The following is a 21114-nucleotide window of genomic DNA, read 5'->3' on the forward strand; positions in this document are numbered from 1 at the left end:
TTATAATATAGGTAATCTGATTTTATTATAGGACTTGTTAAAAATCTAAATATTCTTTTTATCTTGCTGGCTTCACCAGCTTCTGTATAATCATTTTTCAGTTTCTCTGATATTTCTGATAGTACAACTGATTTTGATAGTACTATTCCTACTACAATATATACCAATTTTTTTAGTTTGTTGGATGATATGGGTAAAATGTTATATAGTATTTTTCTTAATTATGTTGTAATATATTCTTGACTGTTTAGCATAGCTAGTCCTCCTAATTTAGTTTTATAACTCATATTTTAGGACTTGGCTATGTTTTTTTGTACCATTTTTTATTGGTAATTTCAACTCATGTATGTGTTTTTATCCTTTATTTCTAAACTTACCTTTTTTACTGTCCGTAGGTCAGATGGATGTCCCGCGTCTGAACCTAAAAATCACTTGATATTTCATATTCTGCATCTTCAAATAGTTTTCTTATACTTTTTACTGATAATCCACGACTTTTTTCAGTATTGGATATACTATCTCGAGGATTAGCACCTGCTTCAGCATACAACTGATTTACTCCACAAATTAAACTCATCTGAATGGTCTCATGTGCATTCATAGCCCTATGAGGTCGTGTAACTATTCTTGTAACTGCCGCAATTTTAGAAAGCTCAACCGATGAAATTTGGCCCTTTTCATACAAAGGAGTCCCTTTAACTGGTATTCTTCTCATGGCAGCCATAACTCCTACATTATAATCTCTAGCTCTTAACATTTCATCAACTATTTCCTCATAACTGTGCTCTGGACCAATAGGTTCTACACAATAATATAATTCCAATCCTGCTTTTTTTATTGAATCGAGAGTTGCAATTCTAGTTTCAGGTTTAATAGTTGTGTCTATTCCTTCCCTTAAACGCTTAATGTGGTATGCTCCAGTAAATCCCACCTCTTTTAATTTAATTGCTGTATCATAGTTAAAGTCTCCAATATTGGCTACTAATCTTACATTTTTAGGCAAAATGTTTCTTACATTTTTTGCTATGCTTAAAAAATCATTTATTGGATAGTCAGCAGTTGTCATTAGGAATTAGTCATATAGATCCCTCCACCCATTAAAATAATTTGTACTAATAAAGTATTCACTTTGTAATGCAAAATGATATATTTTTACTTGGCTGATTTGTCATTACTAATAACACTTTTTACTTCATTAAGAAATGTGTCAATTGTATTTTTATAGTCTTCTAATGTTGAAATCCATGTACATAAGCATTGATAGCCATCTTCTGTAATTTTAAAAATTCTTTTAGCTGGACCAGAATTATTTGTATCCCAACTTGATATAATGAGTCCCATACTTTCCATAGTTTTTAAATGGCGATATACTCCTGTCGGGTCAGGTTTATTTCCATTGAACATGGCTGTTTGTGCAATTCTCTGGATAATCTTATAACCGTGTAATTCTTCTTTTACAAGAGCTGCAAGTATAGCGGGCTGAATCATTTTATCCAAATTACTACCTTTACATGGACACTGCTTTAAATTGTTCATTAGATCACCTCCTGTATTAGATTTCATCTAATAACAAATATAATTATACTATTTATATTCTTCATATACAAATTATCTTAACAAGCTAAACTTTCATAGAGTAGTTTTAAAAAAATTTGACTCTGAAGAAATAAATTAGTAAAATTATAAAATCAACACATAAAAATTTAACAGAGGTAAAAAAGCACAAGAAAGTATCGACCTCAAAAGGAGACATATGTAATGAGTGTACTATCATCAATAACTGAATTTGTGGGAACAGTAAAATATGGAGATACAGTAGGTCTTGTTATAGCAAATGTGGATAGTTCTTTGCATGAGAAGATGGGATTAGATAAGAGACATCGTTCAATAGGAATTATAAGTAACAGGACAGGAGCAGGTTCTCAAATCATGGCTGCTGACGAAGCAGTAAAGGCTACTAATACAGAAGTTGCAAGTGTTGAACTTCCAAGAGATACAAAAGGTGGGGCAGGACATGGTTGTTTGATCACACTTTCAGCAGAAGATGTATCTGATGTAAGAAGGGCAGTAGAAATCACCCTTAGTAAAACAGAAAGAAATTTCGGAGATGTTTATGGATTTGATGCAGGTCATATTGAATTACACTATACTGCAAGGGCGAGTCTTGCTTTAAACAAAGGTTTTGGTGCCCCTATTGGAAAAGCTTTTGGAATAATTGTAGGTGCTCCAGCGGGAATTGGTGTAGTAATGGCAGATACTGCACTTAAAACTTCAAATGTTGAACTTATTAGTTATTTAAGTCCAAGCCAAGGAACTGCTCATTCAAATGAAGTTATCATAACTGTTACAGGAGATCCAGGTGCTGTAAGACAAGCGGTAATTGCTGCTAGAAAAGTAGGATTGTCTATTGCCAGATCAATGGGTCAAAGCCCTGTATCCACTACAGGAAAACCTTATATTTAATATAGTATTTATCCGATGACTACCTGCTCTAATACTCCCACGCACACAGCGAAAGCGACTATCACCAAATTAAAAATTTGGGATATCTGCAGCAGCTACGTCTCTGGATAACGATTTTTCCTAAAGGATAACGCATTCTAAATGCTGAAGCACTAAGAAGTCTGTTAATAAGCATAAGGTGTCAAAACTCCACCTAATGCCAAGAACTCTGTTTATCTATCAAAAATAAAAGATTTAACAACCCCAAAATATTCTCTTACACAATAATTAGGCAGCAATAAATAGTTTACAGGTGCAGGAACACCTTCAACTTGAAATCCATATCTTTTAGCCAAAAACTTAGCTCTAAAAACATGAAAATTACTTGTAACAACAGCTAACTGTATATTTTCCCTACCATCTATTTTCTTCAAAATCTCCCTAGTATATTTCATATTTCCCAAAGTATTTTGGGATTTTTCTTCCTTTATTATATCTTCATTCTTTACTCCATGCTGAACAAGATATATCCTCATAGCTTCTGCTTCCGATATATCTTCTCCACGTCCTTGTCCCCCTGAAGCAATAACCTTTATACCTGGATTTTGTTTTATATATTTAAGTGCTTCTTGAGTCCTCTGAAGCTGAACTAGAAGCATATTTCTTCCGCTGATTCCACCACCTAAAATCATAATATAATCAGGCTTCTTATTATGACTTTCATTAGCACTTACAAAAATGCATCCTTCAACAAAAATAAATGAAATAATAATTATGGATGTAAATACTTTTAAAGCTGTCAAAAATCTTTTCATCACTTTATTAAAATTATTTTCATGAAACCTTATTTTATAAATTCCTAAGATCACGCAAACAATTCCTAACACAACAAAAAATTCTGAGAAATTCACAAACCTGCTAAATGCTATGAAGCAACTAATAAAATATAGTATGTTAATTATTCCAAAGGCCACTAGGAAGTATCCTATACCCTTGTGATTTTTTAAATTTTTCACGCTAAACACCATCCTAAAACATAATATTTTACTATTAAACTATATATCATAACCTGTATTTGTCCTTATTTTGTGAGTACCATTTTGGAATTGTCAAGTTGAAGTCATCATAATCTCGAAAGGCTTGAAAACATCTTTTCTTCATTTCATAGACTTGTTCTTGTCCAAATTTCTCTGCCCATTTAATAGAATACAAAGATGAATGTGCCACATATACCGCCTGAGTTTTCCAAAAATCGATTGGTGGATCTCCCTTAAAATATCCTTGAATTTGTCCTACTGAAAAAGCAATGCTATTTTCTATATCAAAGCTTTGAACCTTGTAAAATTCTTCGTATCTGTCACCACATTCCCAACGATTAAAATCTATAACTCCTATATTTCTATCTGGTGTATATATTAAGTTTCCCATATGAAAATCACCGTGTTCATAAACTGGATATAATCTGCACATCATATGAATATTATTTTTTATAAAGTCTATAGCAATTTCATCATTTGGAATGCGAAGGGATGAATTTTCATATCTCTGCAATTGTAACAATTTTTTAGGAATTTTGTTTACAAGGGCAATATCTTCTCGATCAACCGGAATGCTGTGAATTGCTTTCAAAATTCTACCTGCTTGTACCCCAAGTTCATATTGTTCCACTTCAGGTAAAGAGTCCACCTTTTCTTCAAGTGAAGAGCCTTCTACCCAACTTAAAAGCATGTATACATTTCTACATTCATTGAAATATCCAAAATCTATAACCCTAGACATTTCAAAATCAAGATTATTGAACTTCTTAATTACTTCAACTTCTTTCTGTTTCTGTTTATAACTATCTCTAGTGCATACACGAAGCAAGTACTTCTTGCTTTTATCATCCTCTATATAATATTTTTCATCACAAGACCATCCATAATCTATTTTCTTTACCTTTACCCAGTTTTTTGAACCATCTACATCATTAAAATTGTAATCCATCATATCCCTCCAAAACTATATTCACTAGATTTTTTATTTTTATACATTTCCATTATATACTATATTGAAGCAGTTATAATAGTAAAAATATCTAGAATATAAGTCAAAATTTTATATGTGTGAAAGTTGAGTTATTAATTTATATAACATCTCATACAAATATCTGCTGTAGTTTGTAAATTTTTATACCATTCTACATCATTTCTTTTTAAATAAAACAAATCAGTTCCAACATTAGTAACTACTTTATCGTTAGGTCTGGGAGTACCAATAGTTAAATAATAGCTGCTCATAGTAACTATATAATACTCTTTAATAGGGACAAAATTCCAAGGTTTAATAAAAATACTACAAAAACCTCTTCGTGAAAACACAAAGAGGTTTCTTTTTTGTCACTATACTTTTATCCGATGACTACCTGCTCTAATACTCCCACTTCTCCAAGTGTGAATAAAGAGCAGCTATGTCCCTGGATAACGATTTCTAAGCATCAGATGGAGTCAAAACTCCATCTGATGCCAAGAACTCTGTTTATCAATAAGTTATTTTTACATAGTTCTCATTCTTCTGCACTCATCAGCACATTGACGACATGCATCTGCACATATTCTACAGTGTTCATCGTTGAATTTGCTGCATTCGGATGCACATTCATCACAAATTGTTGCACACAAATTACAAATATCATTTGCATGATATCCTCTTCTAGCCATAGTAGTTGCAGCTGTTCTACAAATTTCTGCACAATCAACTAAATCAACTATACAATGCTCTCTTGCCTTTACATCTGGCTCTGACAGGCACATTCTGAAACATTCCTCACATAATTGCATACATTTATTACAAGAATCAATACATGATTGATACTGGGCATTTGGAGCCATTAAAGTTGAATTCATAATCTAAACCCTCCTTAAAATTTTTATGTCTATATCTTATAAACTTTATTTTTCTCTAAATATTTAACTTTATGCATTTAATAGAATCTCTTATTACTCTTGTACATTCTAAATTCAGTAGATAAAGCAGCCTTAATATAATAAAATAAACAATTTTCATGACTAAATTTAAGAAAATGTTAACAAATATAGAATAATTGTTACAATATATTTGAAAATATATACTTTCTTTCAAATATAATTGAGTTAAAATTTCCCTTATGATATGGTAGAAAGGGGATTTTATAATACTAAACTAATTGCACTTTTATATGTACAACCCATAAATAATATACGCAATCTACATTAATATTAAAGAATCCATAATAACATTTGAAAAGAGGTAATTTAGTTGAAATTAAGAAATATGCAAGGAAAAATTTTAGCATGTATCTTACCATTAGTTTTCCTAGGAACATCTATAGTATCCTTTATAGGATATACTAATTCTAAAAACATGATTAATTCTCAAATTGATGAAAAAATGGACTACAAATTACGTGAGTCTGTAGAAAACATGCAGAAGCTTCTATTAAAGAATGGTAAAGTAGCTGAAACATTAGCTAAAGTAGCCGAAACTTCAGGGGGCACTTTAAGCCAAGATGCTTATAAATCTTTATTGGAGAATTTTGTAAAAACCAATGAGGAAACATACGGTTCAGGAGTCTGGTATGAGCCAAATAAATATAATACAACTCTAAAATATTATGGTCCTTATGCCTATAGAGATAATAGTAATATAGTATATACTGATGAGTATAGTAATGAAACTTATGATTACTTCAAATATGACTGGTATAAAAACGCAAAAAATACTAATAAGAGCTTAGTTTGGTCTCTACCATACTATGATGACACTAGTAAAGTTACCATGGTTACTGCAGCATCACCTTTCTACGACCAAAACAAGCAGTTTATAGGTGTTACTACAGCAGACATGGATTTAACTAGTCTCCAAAAAGCTGTACAAGATATGAAGTTTGGTACAAGTGGTAGAGCTTTTCTTTTAAGTAGTGATGGTACATATATATCAGCCCCAGATAAAAGTAAAATTATGAAAGTTAAAATTTCAAATGACAGTAATAGTAGTTTAGCAGCTATTGGAAATGACATTGTAAAACAAAAAAGCGGTGAAAACACTTTCTACCAAAATAATGATAAATATAGAGTGTATTATACTACAGTCCCAGAAACAGGTTGGACAATAGCTGTAACTGTTTCTGAATCAGAATTATATACTCCACTTAGGTCTTTTCTTTTTAAAACAATACTTACATTTTTGATAATTATTGCGTTAAGCATACTTGTAGCAATCTGCTTTAGTAGACAAATTAGGAAAAACATATCAAAAGCCAATGAGTTAGTACATGCTGTTTCTAAGGGAGATTTAACAAAAACATTAGAAATAAATACAAAAGATGAGTTAAATATTATGAGTAAAAATTTAAATAGTATGACTGCAGGCTTAAAAAATATGATTTTAGGGGTTTCTGAAAGTATAGAGCAAATAGTTTCTATTTCAGAGGAATTAGCCGCTAGTTCTGAGCAAACAGAAACCACTGCAAGTCAAATAGCAACATCTGTCTCCCATATAGCTGAAGGCAGCAGCAGTCAAGTAGCAGATGCAGATAAAACAGTAAATAGTATGACCAATATTTATGGAGATATAGATAAAATATCCGAAAAGGTACAAGACGTTACAAATCATTCTGTTCAAACTTATAAAAAAGCCGAAGAAGGTACAAGCGTAGTAAATAATGCTGTAGAGCAAATGGAAATCATAGATAATAATACTACAGTATTGTCAAAAGTTGTAAATATACTAAATAGTAAATCAGGAGAAATAGGAAATATAAGTTCTATTATTATAGATGTATCAGAACAAACTAATTTACTTGCCTTAAATGCAGCTATAGAAGCTGCCAGAGCTGGAGAACATGGAAAGGGATTTGCCGTTGTAGCAGAAGAAGTCAGAGTATTAGCAGAACAGTCATCTAATTCATCTACTCAAATTAATGTACTTATTAAAGAAATTCAAAATGAAATTCAAAAAGCAGTTACTTCCATGCAAGAAAGCAGTAAATCAGTTAAAGTGGGTATTAATTTAGTTAAAAATACAGGAGCTTCTTTTGATGAAATATTAAAAGATATAAGTAGTGTTTCTAATCAAATACAATATGTAGCTAAGGGAGTACACCAAATTACAACTTCTATACAGGATATGGTTAATTCAGTAAACAAAATATCAGATATTTCTAAGGAATCATCAGAAAGTATACAAAGTATAGCAGCTTCCTCCGAAGAACAAATGGCTATTATGAAAGAAGTCGCAGAAGTATCAGAGAATTTATCTAATATGGCTGTAAAATTAGGCTCAGATATAAATAAGTTTAAGATATAAAAATAATTGATATATAAGAACGTGCCTAGATTAGTGTAAATTAAATCTAGGCACGTTCCTCTTTTCACTTATTAAATATTCATTTTATTTGCCATATTACTTACTTGACAGAAGCTGTAATAAAACTTATTGTATAAATACATACAAATTTAATGAAAGAAGGAACATAAATGAAAAATCCTATAGTTACAATTAAAATGGAAAATGGTAAATTAATAAAAATAGAACTTTATCCTAACACCGCTCCAAATACAGTAAATAATTTTATATCATTAGTTAAAAAAGGATTTTATAATGGTACAATTTTTCACAGGATTATACCTGGATTCATGATTCAAGGAGGAGATCCTGAAGGTACAGGAATGGGCGGCCCAGGTTACTCGATTAAAGGTGAGTTTTCAGCAAATAATTTTGAAAATAATTTAAAACATGAAAAAGGTGTAATATCTATGGCTAGAACTATGGCTCCTAATTCTGCAGGCTCACAATTTTTTATAATGACAAATACTGCACCTCATCTTGATGGTCAGTATGCTGCTTTTGGAAAAGTTGTAGAAGGAATTGAGGCAGTAGATGAAATCGTAGCACAAGAAAGAGATTACAACGATAAGCCTTATGAAGACCAAAAGATGAAAAATGTAACTATAGATACTTTTGGCAAAGAATACGATGAACCACAAAAGACAAATGATTAAAATAAATAATTAGGTTAGGAGATAAATATATGGTTTTTTTCGGACACCTTGGCCCCACAACAGCAGTTTTCAAATTCTATGAAAAGATGAGTAAAAAGGAAACAATTGATTATAGATTTGTTCTTGTTGGGGCAATACTTCCTGACCTCATAGATAAGCCCATAGGAGCATTTCTATTTCGAAATACCTTCCATAATAGTCGTATATTTGGACATACCCTTTTATTTTCCCTTTTGCTTCTATTAATAGGTATAGGTCGTATTAAAAGGAATAAAGGAAATCGTGTTTTCACACTTGGCATTTCAACTTCAATCCATCTAATACTTGATAGTATGCAGCTATATAAAGGAATACTTTTTTGGCCATTTTTAGGACTTAAATTTCCTGAAAGACCAGAAGGAAATTGGGCAGAAGGAACACTTCAAAGACTTCTCACAGATCCCTCCTACTACCTAACTGAAATAGTAGGCTTTGTAATTATTATGTATTTTTTTATAAAGCTTATAAAAAATAAAAGATTAAATGAATTCATACGAAATGGTAAACTTTAATTAAACACAGCATAAGAACTCTAAATCGCTGAAGCTCAAGAGTTCTTATATCTCCCACTTTGATAGAAGTGGGAGTGTTACAGTAGATAACCATCAGATAAAATAAATTTTTAAATATCTATACAGTAAATTTATGAATCATTTCATCAAGATTTTGTGCAAGTTCCGATTGAGTTTGTGCAGATTTTGCTATATCCTGTATTGCAGTGGAAACTTCATTTACACTACCTAATATTTCTTCAGACCCTGATGCAGATTCTTGCGTAGTTGAGGATATATTATCAATAGCTGCTGTTACTTGATCTACAGTTTGACTCATTTTATTTGCAGCTGATGCTATACCTACAGCCATATTATTCATCAATTCAGAATCCCTATCATATGCTATACCTGTTTCCAGAAGCAGTTTCTGACTTGGTTTTACATTATTATTTATGTACTCCAGTATATCTTTTGCACTGTTAGATAAATTGTTAAAAGCATCTTGAACTTGTGTTACCATACTCTGAATTTGTGTAACAGCCTTTGCTGATTCCTCTGATAGTCCCCTTACTTCTTCCGCCACTACTGCAAATCCTTTACCGTGTTCTCCAGCACTAGATGCCTCTATTGCTGCATTTAAAGCCAATAAATTTGTCTGTTCTGCTATATCTCCTATGGAATCAGCCATTACTTTTACCTTATCAACAACTTTTCCTGCTTCTATGGCATTTATAATGTTCTCATGCTTTTCACTATAAATTTTATCTCCATTTTCTATATCCACTTTAGCCTTAGCTTTCACCTCAGCTGCCCGTATTTTTATTTCTTTTACTGAAGATAATGCATTATCAGCCTTATTTGCAAGTTCAGCTGTAGTTGAGTTTATTTCCTGAACAGCAGCATCTACTTCTTCTGTTACAGCACTTAAATTTTCATTCCCCTTTGCTATTTGTTCAGTGGACTCATTTACAGTTTCTATACTGGCATAAACTTCTTCTGTTGTTGCAGACAGTTCTTCACTAGAAGCACTTATATCTGTAGAACTATTACTAATTTGTAAAATTAAATTTCTTATATTTTCTATTGACTTATTTAAAGCTTCAGCAAGCTTACCAATTTCGTCCTTACTATTAACATTTATTTTTTGCGTTAAGTCCCCTCTTCCAATAGCTTCTCCCAATTGTAATATCTCTTTTACTTTCTTCGATATCAATTTAGCTATTAGTATTCCTAGTAAGACAGTAACAACCAACCCTAAAACAGTTACAATTACAATAAAAGTAAAAGCACTCGCTGTCATCTTATCATTAACTGCATCCTTATCATCAGCGTCCTCGATATTTATCTTGATTATACTGTCTATCTGATTATTTAATTTTTTTCCCACAGGTGTAATCTTTGGAAAATCTTTAACTGCTTTATCATAGTTATTTTCACTAACAAGTTCTATAGTTTGACCACTAATATCCTTATATTCATTTACTGACTCCTGCAATTCTGTAAATATCTTTTTATCTCCAGCACTTTTAATAGAACTTTTGTAACTATTCATTACTTTAGTATTATCTTTTTCTAAATTATTTATTTCATTAATTGTTTTGTTAAATCCAGCTCTATCTCTTTTATATACAATAACTAGTAAATCTGCTCTAATTTGTGTTTCATTGTCTTTTAAAGTTTTAATAGCATTTACTTTAAATAAATTATTATTGTACATACTGGCGGCATTATTACCTATTTGTTTTATATAAATTCCTCCAATTATGCCTACTATTATTATAAATAAAGATGTTAAAATAGATAATGACATTATTTTTTGAGCCATCTTTAAATTGTTAAACCACTGTTTCATTTAAATTATCTCCTTTTTTTAATATAATATCTATTTTAATAAATGAATATAATATTTGCGAATTTTTAGCGCTTAATCGAGGCAAAGTATTTACAAAGCAGGCAATTTTTGAGGCAATTTATGATTTGGACAGTGACACTCAATTTTCAGTAATCACTGAATATATAAGATTAATCCGCAATAAATTTAAAGAATATAAATGTTTTCCTATAGAAACAGTGTGGGGAGTTGGATACATGTGGAAGTAAAAAAAACATCCTTTCAAATCTATATTATCAAATTTATCTTAAAAGTGGGATTTTCTTTTATTATACTTTTACTCGCTTTACTTTTTATTTTTAGTTATATCTCTAATAATAAAATGCTGCTGCCATCTAAATATTCAGAGCAATTAGTGGAAAAAGTAACGCCAAGTATAAAAAATGCTAAAGAAGTAACTTCTGAATTAATACCTGAAAATTTAAAATATATGATTTTAGACAAACAAACTTTAGATGTAAAAAAAAGTACCATGAATAAGTCCCAAATTAAAAAAGTAAAATTACGTATTAAAAATCACCAATTTACAGGAGCTGATTTTTTCGGAAATGTTTATGCTGTAATCGAACGTCCAAAAGAATACTGCGTAATTCATTACAAATTGATCATGCAATTTGCAAACCCAACTCTTCGGAATCTGATACCTTATCCTGGATTAACTATTACTTTGCTTTTTACTATTATTTTGTTAATTATACTGTATTTTCTTTCACTGCAGTTTTCAAATAAGATAAAAAGAGAATTAAACAATTTTAGTTTCATTACTCAAAAAATTGAAGATAAAGATTTGGATTTTGAGGTGCAAAATTCTTACTTTATAGAACATCAAAAAGTTATGGATTCCTTAGATAGTTTACGCCACAGCCTTAAAAAATCCTTAACCTGCCAATTTGAGCAAGAAAAAAACAAAGGTGAACAAATTGGTGCATTGGCTCATGACATTAAAATACCTATTACTGTCATTAAAGGAAATGCAGAATTATTAAGTCTTACACAAAAAGAGGAAAAGGCATTAGATTATACAAATGAAATCATAGAAGCAGCAGGTGAAATAGAGCATTATACTGAGCTTTTAATTGAAGCTTCTAAAAATGATCAAGCCATTGCCCTGCACAAAGAAAAAAGCAATGTAAATAAATTTTTACATGTAATTGAAAAGGATACATTAGCCTCTATTGGAAACCGTCATATTCATTTTATACTTGACATCAGTATTCCAAAAGAACTAATGTGGAACATTGACCTTTCCTCAATGAAACGAGCATTTATGAACATCATTATAAATGCACTTGAGCATACTCCAGACGAAACATCCTTAAGTTTGCAGGTCCATTTGAAAAACAATTTAGCTTCTTTTATATTTACTGACTCTGGAAATGGATTTTCACCTGAAGCACTCAAAAAAGCTGCAGAACTATTTTATACTGATAATAAAAGTCGAAGTCAAACAGGTCATTATGGTATTGGATTAACTTTTGCAGATAAAGTAATTAGGGCTCACAATGGCAGTCTTCATATACAAAATGATGCATATATGGGCGGTGGGCAAATTGTAATTTCATTGCCTATAGAGCTGTAGATCTAAAAACTTAAATGTCAAACTGCCCTCTTCCCCTTTTTATCACTTAACATGATGCTTGCTGTATTGTATACATAACCGGACAATACATAAAACAAATTTTCCTGCTTATTCATCTTCCACTTTTTAATATTTGAATCTAGAATTCTCTTTAGTTCATTAAAAATTGCCCTAGTATATCCTCTGACTTTTCCTTGTTCTAGCTTTTCAAAAATTTCTTTAGTAAGTCCCATTATTTTTATTTCATTTATGCCAGTACAATTGAGTTTATTAAATATAGATTCCCTATCTTCTGCATTAATTGAATTTTTTTGAGAATTTTTATGGATATCTTTCCATTGTGCATTTCTCATTTCTCCCATAAGATACCCTAATAAAAACATAGCTACTTCTTCTTGGTCGTATTCCATTTTTTCTAAATAACTTTTAATGTCGCCCTTTAGGTGGAAACTTCCCCTATCCATAACCTTTCCTCCTTCATATACCATTTTTGCTTCTCACTATGTTCCTATATTTTCAAATAATATAGGAACATAGTCTATGACTTTACTTGTATTATTCTATAAATAACCATGTTTTCCTTCTTTTTGTTATATAAAACTACTATTTTGTTATTTGCATTTTCCACTTATATGGATATTTATCCTTATTTTCATTTTCATTTTTTATTAACATAAAATAGGCATCAAAAATATTTCCATCTTTGCTTTTTAAACCTTTAATTTTAACCTTACCATTTTTGAGAAGTTCCCTAACTACAGTTTTAGTAGGTTTTTTGCCCATACAAGCCAAATACTTATCATCCTTCCATATAGTAAACTTGCATCCTTCTTTCCAATTACTACATCCAAAAGCCTTTTTCCCTTCTACAATATCGTGTCCGCAACATGGACATTTTCCTAAAACTTCATTTTCAAAATTAAATACAATTTTTCCTTCTTTATCAATTACCAAGGAAGCATTAAACTTCTTTCCGCTTTTACTCTTAAATCCTTTTATGACGTTGGTTCTACAATCTTTAATAAGTTTTTTTACATGGGTTTTTAGAATCTCTTTTCCTGCTATTTTATTGCCTACAAAAAACTTACAACCTTCTTTCCATCTATTACAGCCATAACCTGATTTATTTTCCACAACTTCTCCTTCATGACATACAGGACACTTTCCAATGCTTTCTATTTTAATTTTACTATCTAATTTATTGTTATATAGATACAGCTTTTCTATTTTAATTTTATTACCATTTTGGACAATGCTATTTAATTCATCTTTTACTTTATCTATTATTTCACTTATTCCTATTTCCTCTTTATAAACTTTTTTAAGCTGCTTGCCAAATTCAACTGTTTTTTCTTTATTCAAATCAATCTTTAATTTTTCAAGTGCTTCTATAAGTTTTTTACCCTTATTCTCACATTCTAAGTGACCTTTCAGCTCTTTTATATACTCATATTTTTTTGCATTTTTAATTATCCCTGCCCTTGTTGCAACAGTGCCTATCTCACAACCTTCAAGTATCAGTTTGTATTCTTCATCATCATTTTCACCCTGTAAATCTTCTACCTCCTGCTTTTTAAAAGGATTTTTGAGGAAATTGTTTAGTTCAGATTCTGTTACTCTACCAGGCTTTTGGGTTTCTTTCTGATCTACTGAGAATTTAGTATCTAACTCCTCTCCTTCTACAAATTGAGGCAATTCATTTTCCCTTTTAGATTTTTCATATTTTAAAAAACCAGGACTTTTTATAACATTTCCCTTTAATTGAATAATTTCATCATCTATTTTTATTACTACACTTGTTTCTTCTATTATTGTTTCTTCATTTAAAAAATTACTTATAAATCTATTTTTTATTGCAGTATAAACCTTTTTTTCACCTTCCGATAATTTTTCCTTTGGTGGAATTTTTATGGTTGGAGTAATTGCACTGTGGCTTTCTACTTTTTTACTATTAAAAATTTTCTTGTTATCTTTAAAAGATATATCTGCATTAAAATTTTCTTTTACTGCTGCAATTACACTTTTTATTCTATCCTTTTCATTTTCCGCCAGATACTCTGTATTAGTCCTTGGATATGTAGTATATCCATCTTCATATAGTTTCTGCAAATTTTTTAAAGTATCATCCAAAGACATTTTTTCTTCCTTAAACATTTTATTTTGTAAAGTATCCAATGAAAAAAGCTTAGGCGGCTGCTTTTTAACTTTTTTCTTTTCAACTTTATCAACTATAGCTTTTTTATCTTTCAAGTTATCCAATAATTTTTCAGCTTTATCTCTTTCATTTGCTGCAAATTTTCTATCCTTTAATTTAGCTTTTATATGTAAGTTATCCTTATTTATGACAGCACCTATCTCAAAATAAGTTTCTGGCTTAAAATTTTCAATTTTTTCATCTCTATCATATACATATTTCACAATAGGAATTAAAACACGTCCTACAGGTAAAAATGAACCCGATTTTATACTTAAATACCTGGTTAAATTTATTCCATAACTCCAGTCTAAATATGTTCTTGCCAGTCCTTCATCATATAGATTTTTGTATTCTATATCATCTCTTAAATTTTTTAAATTTTGTATAATTGTTTGTCTTGTTTGTTCTGGCAGCCATAATCTTTTAACAGGTTTAGTAACATGTTCTTCTTTAAAAGCTCTAAATATTATATTATTTACAATTACTTCCCCTTCTCTATCTGCATCACCACAATTCACTATCTCCTGGGCATCATTTCTTTTTATTAGTGATTTTATTATTTCATATTGCTTTTTTACTCCTTCATCTTTTCGTAATCTAAATTTAAATTCTTTTGGTACAAAGGGCAGTTCTTCTAAACTCCACTTTGTCTTTTCTCTTCCAAAATAATCATCTACGTCATAAAGTTGAAGTAAGTGACCATAGGCAAAAGTAACTATATAATTTTTATTTTCAAAATATCCATTATTTCTTTCCATATTACCAATACTCTTGACAATGCTCATTGCCAGGCTTGGTTTTTCAGCTATAATAAGTGACTTCAATTTAGTTGATACCTCCAAAGTTTATGTCTTTGACTTTATTTACAATAAATTTATCCAATAATAATTATAAATAATAAGTTCCCATATAAAAATATACCATTGTACTATCATAATGTAAAAACTTAAGGGCAAGATTAGTATTAATTGCAGTAATATGCTATTATTAATTGACTTAACTAAATAAAAATACACATTAGGCATTTGAAAGAAAATAGACTAGCATACTGACTGGTTATTTCTTTGAAAATGCCTTAATAATGAAAGGTATGAAAAAATGGATTTTAAGGAACTAGAACTTAGTGAAAATATAATAACTGAATTAAAACACATGGGAATTACTAAACCAACACCAATTCAACAGAAGAGTATTAATTTTATTATAGAAGGAAAAGATGTTATAGCTGAAGCACAAACGGGCACCGGAAAAACTCTTGCTTTTTTGCTTCCTATTTTTGAAAATATATCACCTAATATAAATTCAACTCAAGCACTGATTGTAACTCCTACAAGAGAACTTGCTATTCAAATAACTGAAGAAGCTCTAAAACTTAAAAAAGCTAAGGATATAAATATTTTAGCTGCATATGGTGGGAAAGATATAGGTTCTCAGTTAAAAAAATTGAAGAGAAACATTCATCTAATTATTGCAACTCCAGGTAGACTTTTAGATCATCTTCATAGAAAGACTATAGATCTTAGCAAATTAAAAACATTAGTATTAGATGAAGCAGATCAAATGCTGCTTATGGGATTTAAAAATGATGTAGAAGATATTATAAAAGAAGTCTCTAAAAAACGTCAAACATTGTGTTTCTCTGCAACTATGAATTCTGATGTTAAAAAATTAGCTTATAGATACATGACTGACCCTTTAGTGGTTTCCATTAAAAAAGAAGAGGTTACACTTAGTAATATTAAGCAATATGTAATAGAAACTACTGATAGAAAAAAGCAAGATGCCTTGTGTAATATTATGGATCAAGATAATCCATTTATGGCTATTATATTTTGTAGAACTAAAAGAAGGGTAGACAATCTTGAAATTGCACTATATCAGCGTGGATATAATTGTAAAAAACTGCATAGTGATATACCTCAATCAAAACGTGAAAGAATAATGAAAGCTTTTAGGAATGCAGATATTCAGTATTTAATAGCTACAGATGTGGCCGCTAGAGGACTAGATATAAGTGGAGTTACTCATATATATAATTATGATATTCCGGAAAATGTAGAGTCATATATACATCGTATTGGTAGAACAGGAAGGGCTGGTGAAAAAGGCTGTACTTGTCTATTTGTAGATCCAAAGGATAAAAGAACTTTAGAGGAAATAGAAAAAGGTATAAAATCTAGGATACCCAGGAGAGAGTTGAACATATAAAATTTTGACTTAATATAAAAAAATTACGAAGCAACTTTTTTGAGAGGACAGAGGACAATTGACAGTGGACAGTGAAGGTAGATTTTTTTCCATTACACTACGAAAAATCTTTAATTTAAAAGAAATTCACGTTTTTTGTTTCTAAGAAGTACTTTATGAGCAAGCAATTATCTAAAAATCGCAGATTTTAGGGCCTGTTTAAGGGATGTTTTGCATTAGCAAAACATCCCTTAAAAATAAATTAGTTTTCTGACGTAAGGAGGAAAACTCACCTTCATTGTCCTCTGTCATCTGTCAATTATCCTCTTGAAAAAGTTATGTCGTAATGTTTTTAAACCGTGAAAATTTATATATAATCTTATACCAATTCACTTTATTATATCTATATTATCAACCAAATCGGGAATATCTTTTCTATAAATTCTTCCTGAAAAAGCTTCATGTGGAAGTGATATAAATTTAGTACCAGGCTGAATAATCCTGCGGTAAATAGGATCTGCAATAACAGCTTTTGCATTCTTCAAATATGTCATAATACTATCTTCATCTTCTGCCACAACATCCTCTTCTAATAACAAATCAGCTTCCGTTTCCAAAGGACATAAGACTTTAGCTTTCATATTCTTTTCAAGTGCAAGTGCTGCAGCTAATGATTCCGAATAAATGCTTTCTCCAATAATAACCGTGTCACCACCACACATAGCTCGTTTATCATATGCAATTTGGGATTTTCCTGTATCAATTGCCTTATCCAGTGATTTCATTACTACATCTGAAAACTGATCTCCCATTGGAACGCCCACAACATATGGTGTTCCAAACTTTTTCTGTAATTCTTTTGCTGCAGGAAGTCCAGTAGAAGAAACAACCAAGTTTACTTCTGCAGCTCCAGCTTGTTTCATTTGCTCCAGTGTACTTCCCATTGCCCATACAGATAAAACCTGAAAACCAGCTTCAGTTAATCGTCTTCTAATGCTATCTACACTGCTGTTTACTGAATAATCCAAGGGAGTAACTCCAAGTACATTTATACTTTTCGTTCTTTTAGGTAAACCGTCCAAAGTAAATCGTTTTACTATTTCAACAAGAGCTTGTCCTACCCCACGTATGTAAGAGTGCATTCCATTTGTTTGAACAGCAAATGTAGGAATTTTAGTTTCATTTTCAATCACTTCTGCAATAGCTGGAAAATCTGTGCCTATCATCATTGGAATAGGTGTACCTGCAATAGCTATAAACTTAGGATGTAACTCATTTGCAGCTGCCACAATATCATGTATTAATTTTTCATCATCACCCATGATAGCTTCCATTTCAGAAAGTCCTGTAATATAGATCATACTGTCCATATCATACCAACGTGGTTCGTCATGAGTAGTATATGTTGAATTGCACCCTGATGCATCATGCATTACAGTCATCCCGCCTAATTCATATAGTGCGGAACAAACACCTGACACATCTGCGGTATATGTTGAAATAAATGCTGATGCCTGTTTCATAAGCAGCAACCACACCTCCATCCTTTGATTTGTATAAGCTTTCGTACATCTTTAGGATATGTAAAGGCTTCTTTCATAAGTCCAGCAAGTCTCACAATTCCATCAAAGCCGTACATGCCGCCACCTTCTACTATATTTACAAAGTATTCACTTCCTGTAAAATAAGCAGCCTTTTGTCCTATTGCAAGGCTCTTTTCACTACATTTTCTATCCAGAACACCCATCTTTGCATGTACTGTAGCATACACTTTAATCTCAGGTTTGTTTTTTACAAGCCAGTCAAAATCTGTCTTGTCCCATTTTGTAAATGAATCTGCATACAGCCTGTCCACATTAAATCCATTTTCTACAAGCAATCGTGCAAGTCCACAAGGTCTTGGAACAGATGTATAATCTATGGAAATCTTTGCACCACCAATAACTTTTTTTGCTTCTTTCAAAGCATTTAAAGCTGTTACCTTTTCATCTGTGTATTCTTTTTTTGGTAATCCCAAATATTCGTTCAATGTATTCAAATTTTTTGTTATTTCATCAAATCCATAACATAAAGGCAAATGCAGGTGCTTCTGTCCTAATTTATCTTGCAAATAGTCTCCACCTGGTATTGCAACAGGCAGATAGGATATGTTTGTACAGCTTTCAGCCATATTAAGATATTCATCATAGGTCTTGCAAAGAGTAATATCTTTCAGTTCATATCCATTTTCACGAATTGTCCGTATAAGTTCACTGCTTTCATCCGTAGGAATATTGTTACCAATGATATTAATGCTTTTTTTGTTAATTTCCATTGGTTGAAGGATGCTGTATAATTGACGTTTCATTTTCTCATCCGGAGTCAGGCCACTTTTTCTCATAATTGGATCCATATAACAATCCGTGAAAGCTACATCCGGATATCTTTTTCGTAATTCTGTGTAAACTAGCTCCAAATCACATCCCATAAAATAATGTATGCAGGCAGTAAATATTAGAACTGCCGGAGGTTTTTGTGGAAGTTTATTAAGTATATCCGATACACCCTTAATGATAAGTTCCTCCATATCACCTTCAAGCACATTATTTTCCTGCACAGCTATAGTTGAGAATCTGTCCAATGTGCCCATTTCTGCTGCTGTAAGAACAACTCCTCTTAAACAGTTTGCTGCACATACATATATCTGATGCGACTTTGGAATAAGCATTCCAACATGAACTATATTCCATACTCCCCTAGCAGGAGCGTTATATTGCAGGCCAGATACAAATGGCTCAGGAAATGCGGCATCTTTTATTAAAGTACAGGTACCTGCCTCATCAACGTGTCCAGATACATTTATAAGCATGATATCTCCTTTCCACATATCCTCATGATAATCTCTGCCAGCTTTCTATACTGTTTTGCCATATCACTTTCAGGAAATGCTTCTATTACCGTCTTGTTCAAAGTTTCTGCTTCCTGAACGACTTCACTTCTATCCAGGGTACCAACTATTTCTGAATGAATATCCTCTGCCAATTCGCCTACTTTTTCGTATTCATTCTTCACATCTTTTCTGTTAAGAATAAGCCCTCCAAGGCCAGCATAACCTCTGTTTTTAAAATTTTCTATAGCCATTGCAATATTGGCGGCTGCATGAATAGCCATGTTTTCACCTGAGGTTATAATAAATACTTTATCTGCATAGCCCTTACGCATTGGCATAGAAAACCCTCCGCATACTACATCACCCAATACATCATATATTACCACATCTGGTTTATATACTTCATATGCACCTTTTTCCTTCAATTTTTCTAGTGCTGCTATAATTCCCCTTCCTGCACATCCAAGGCCTGGATTAGGTCCACCTGCTTCCACACATATGACACCATTGTAACCAACAGTGACCATATCTTCTAAATCAAAATTATTCTTCTTTTCCCTTACAAGTTCAAGCACTGTATTCACGTTTCTTTTATCATGAAGTGAAACTGTAGAATCAGCTTTAGGGTCACATCCTATCTGCATAACCCTTATTCCTCTATCAGAAAGTGCGGCTGATATGTTAGAAACTGTTGTAGATTTTCCAATACCACCTTTTCCATACACTGCAATTTTTATCATAATGTGTTTCCTCCATACTCTAACTCAAATTTCTCACATACAAGATTTGACTTAATATAAACAAAATGCGAAGCATTTTTTAAAGGACAGAGGACAATTGACAGAGGACAGTGATTGTTGCTTTTCCTACGTTACACTACAGAAAACCTTTAATTATTTCTCATAACTAGATACCTTTGTTACAAGCCGTTAGGCTATATCAATTGTCAATCCTCTATGATTTTTAAATTTTTCTTTGTGGTTTTAACAATAGAGTTTAAAATTTTATTTAGTTCCTTACATTTAATAATAAATTTCTCTGATGCGTTAACATCAATATATTTAGTAGCAATTAAAAGTTCTAACCAATACTCTGTTTCAGATGCTTCTTTAAGGGCTATATTCATCTTATTCAAAAAATCTCTTCTACTTTGAGCTTCTAGTCCTTCTTTTACGTTTGCTCCTATACTTATTCCTGATCTAAGAACCTGCTTTGAAATAATGTATTCTTTCTTCTCTTCAACCAAATATTTATATAAGTTAACAATTTCTTTTGCAAAAACAAAGTCTTTTTTATAAGTTAAGTTCTCTTTCAATCTTTAACCTCCTAAATTTATCAATTCATCTAAAATATTAGACTTATTCATATAAACTTATTCAGCTTTTAAAAAATATAA

At 31.3% G+C, this 21114-nt stretch carries 19 protein-coding genes and 1 pseudogene; 7 read left to right on the top strand and 13 right to left on the bottom strand.

The window, feature by feature from the left end:
- Positions 1-421 precede the first annotated feature (421 nt).
- Positions 422-1066, bottom strand: a complete 645-nt coding sequence (locus WY13_RS14235) for a hypothetical protein (protein WP_242866511.1) — start codon at positions 1064-1066, stop codon at positions 422-424.
- Between the two features lie 86 nt (positions 1067-1152).
- The gene (locus WY13_RS14240) at positions 1153-1536 is read right to left on the bottom strand and encodes a helix-turn-helix transcriptional regulator (protein ID WP_063556281.1); all 384 of its coding nucleotides are present in this window, start codon (positions 1534-1536) and stop codon (positions 1153-1155) included.
- Between the two features lie 192 nt (positions 1537-1728).
- Between WY13_RS14240 and pduB the strand changes: the two are divergent.
- Positions 1729-2463 (top strand): annotated as a pseudogene (pduB, locus tag WY13_RS14245) (propanediol utilization microcompartment protein PduB); the annotation flags it as partial.
- Between the two features lie 212 nt (positions 2464-2675).
- On the opposite strand, the gene WY13_RS14250 reads toward pduB, so the two are convergent.
- The 4 genes from WY13_RS14250 to WY13_RS14260 all read right to left on the bottom strand — a co-directional run bounded on the left by WY13_RS14250 (position 2676) and on the right by WY13_RS14260 (position 5327).
- On the bottom strand, positions 2676-3257 hold the full coding sequence (locus WY13_RS14250; RefSeq protein WP_242866512.1) for a YdcF family protein: 582 nt from the start codon (positions 3255-3257) through the stop codon (positions 2676-2678).
- A 247-nt stretch (positions 3258-3504) separates the two neighbouring features.
- Positions 3505-4428, bottom strand: coding sequence for an aminoglycoside phosphotransferase family protein (locus WY13_RS14255; RefSeq protein ID WP_063556284.1), 924 nt, complete (start codon positions 4426-4428; stop codon positions 3505-3507).
- A 134-nt stretch (positions 4429-4562) separates the two neighbouring features.
- Positions 4563-4802, bottom strand: coding sequence for a hypothetical protein (locus WY13_RS21385; protein ID WP_192845044.1), 240 nt, complete (start codon positions 4800-4802; stop codon positions 4563-4565).
- A 174-nt stretch (positions 4803-4976) separates the two neighbouring features.
- Complete coding sequence (locus WY13_RS14260; RefSeq protein ID WP_063556285.1) at positions 4977-5327, bottom strand: four-helix bundle copper-binding protein; 351 nt, start codon at positions 5325-5327, stop codon at positions 4977-4979.
- A 391-nt stretch (positions 5328-5718) separates the two neighbouring features.
- Here WY13_RS14260 and WY13_RS14265 point away from each other — a divergent pair, with 391 nt between their 5' ends.
- The 3 genes from WY13_RS14265 (at position 5719) to WY13_RS14275 (ending at position 9013) form a co-directional block, all read left to right on the top strand.
- On the top strand, positions 5719-7767 hold the full coding sequence (locus WY13_RS14265) for a methyl-accepting chemotaxis protein (protein WP_063556286.1): 2049 nt from the start codon (positions 5719-5721) through the stop codon (positions 7765-7767).
- Positions 7768-7937: 170 nt separating this feature from the next.
- Positions 7938-8462: a peptidylprolyl isomerase gene (locus WY13_RS14270; RefSeq protein ID WP_063556287.1), complete on the top strand. Its 525-nt coding sequence runs from the start codon at positions 7938-7940 to the stop codon at positions 8460-8462.
- Between the two features lie 29 nt (positions 8463-8491).
- Positions 8492-9013: a metal-dependent hydrolase gene (locus tag WY13_RS14275; protein ID WP_063556288.1), complete on the top strand. Its 522-nt coding sequence runs from the start codon at positions 8492-8494 to the stop codon at positions 9011-9013.
- A 118-nt stretch (positions 9014-9131) separates the two neighbouring features.
- Here WY13_RS14275 and WY13_RS14280 read toward each other — a convergent pair whose 3' ends face one another.
- The gene (locus WY13_RS14280) at positions 9132-10847 is read right to left on the bottom strand and encodes a methyl-accepting chemotaxis protein (RefSeq protein WP_063556289.1); all 1716 of its coding nucleotides are present in this window, start codon (positions 10845-10847) and stop codon (positions 9132-9134) included.
- A 53-nt stretch (positions 10848-10900) separates the two neighbouring features.
- On the opposite strand from WY13_RS14280, the gene WY13_RS20665 reads away from it, so the two are divergent.
- Together WY13_RS20665 and WY13_RS14285 are read left to right on the top strand one after the other, a co-directional pair.
- On the top strand, positions 10901-11095 hold the full coding sequence (locus WY13_RS20665) for a winged helix-turn-helix domain-containing protein (protein ID WP_242866527.1): 195 nt from the start codon (positions 10901-10903) through the stop codon (positions 11093-11095).
- On the top strand, positions 11086-12465 hold the full coding sequence (locus WY13_RS14285) for a sensor histidine kinase (protein WP_063556290.1): 1380 nt from the start codon (positions 11086-11088) through the stop codon (positions 12463-12465). Before WY13_RS20665 ends, WY13_RS14285 begins: the two co-directional genes overlap by 10 nt.
- A 17-nt stretch (positions 12466-12482) precedes the next feature.
- Here WY13_RS14285 and WY13_RS14290 read toward each other — a convergent pair whose 3' ends face one another.
- Positions 12483-12929, bottom strand: coding sequence for a TM1802 family CRISPR-associated protein (locus WY13_RS14290; RefSeq protein ID WP_063556291.1), 447 nt, complete (start codon positions 12927-12929; stop codon positions 12483-12485).
- A 139-nt stretch (positions 12930-13068) separates the two neighbouring features.
- Positions 13069-15486 carry a type IA DNA topoisomerase gene (locus WY13_RS14295; protein ID WP_082848526.1) on the bottom strand — a complete coding sequence of 806 codons (2418 nt, stop codon included), beginning with the start codon at positions 15484-15486 and terminating at the stop codon, positions 13069-13071.
- A gap of 274 nt (positions 15487-15760) precedes the next feature.
- Between WY13_RS14295 and WY13_RS14300 the strand changes: the two genes are divergently transcribed.
- Positions 15761-16870 (top strand): DEAD/DEAH box helicase, encoded by a 1110-nt coding sequence (locus WY13_RS14300; protein WP_063556292.1) that lies wholly within the window; start codon positions 15761-15763, stop codon positions 16868-16870.
- A 368-nt stretch (positions 16871-17238) separates the two neighbouring features.
- Here WY13_RS14300 and WY13_RS14305 read toward each other — a convergent pair whose 3' ends face one another.
- From WY13_RS14305 to WY13_RS14320, 4 genes are all read right to left on the bottom strand, one after another.
- Positions 17239-18372 (bottom strand): nitrogenase component 1, encoded by a 1134-nt coding sequence (locus WY13_RS14305; protein WP_063556293.1) that lies wholly within the window; start codon positions 18370-18372, stop codon positions 17239-17241.
- Positions 18369-19715, bottom strand: coding sequence for a nitrogenase component 1 (locus tag WY13_RS14310; RefSeq protein WP_242866513.1), 1347 nt, complete (start codon positions 19713-19715; stop codon positions 18369-18371). The genes WY13_RS14305 and WY13_RS14310 overlap by 4 nt, the downstream gene beginning before the upstream one ends.
- The gene (locus tag WY13_RS14315) at positions 19688-20458 is read right to left on the bottom strand and encodes an AAA family ATPase (RefSeq protein ID WP_063556295.1); all 771 of its coding nucleotides are present in this window, start codon (positions 20456-20458) and stop codon (positions 19688-19690) included. The genes WY13_RS14310 and WY13_RS14315 overlap by 28 nt, the downstream gene beginning before the upstream one ends.
- A gap of 206 nt (positions 20459-20664) precedes the next feature.
- Positions 20665-21033, bottom strand: coding sequence for a four helix bundle protein (locus WY13_RS14320; protein ID WP_063556296.1), 369 nt, complete (start codon positions 21031-21033; stop codon positions 20665-20667).
- Between the last annotated feature and the right edge of the window lie 81 nt (positions 21034-21114).

Source organism: Clostridium ljungdahlii (assembly GCF_001636845.1).
In the GTDB taxonomy this organism is placed as follows: Bacteria; Bacillota; Clostridia; order Clostridiales; family Clostridiaceae; genus Clostridium_B; species Clostridium_B ljungdahlii_A.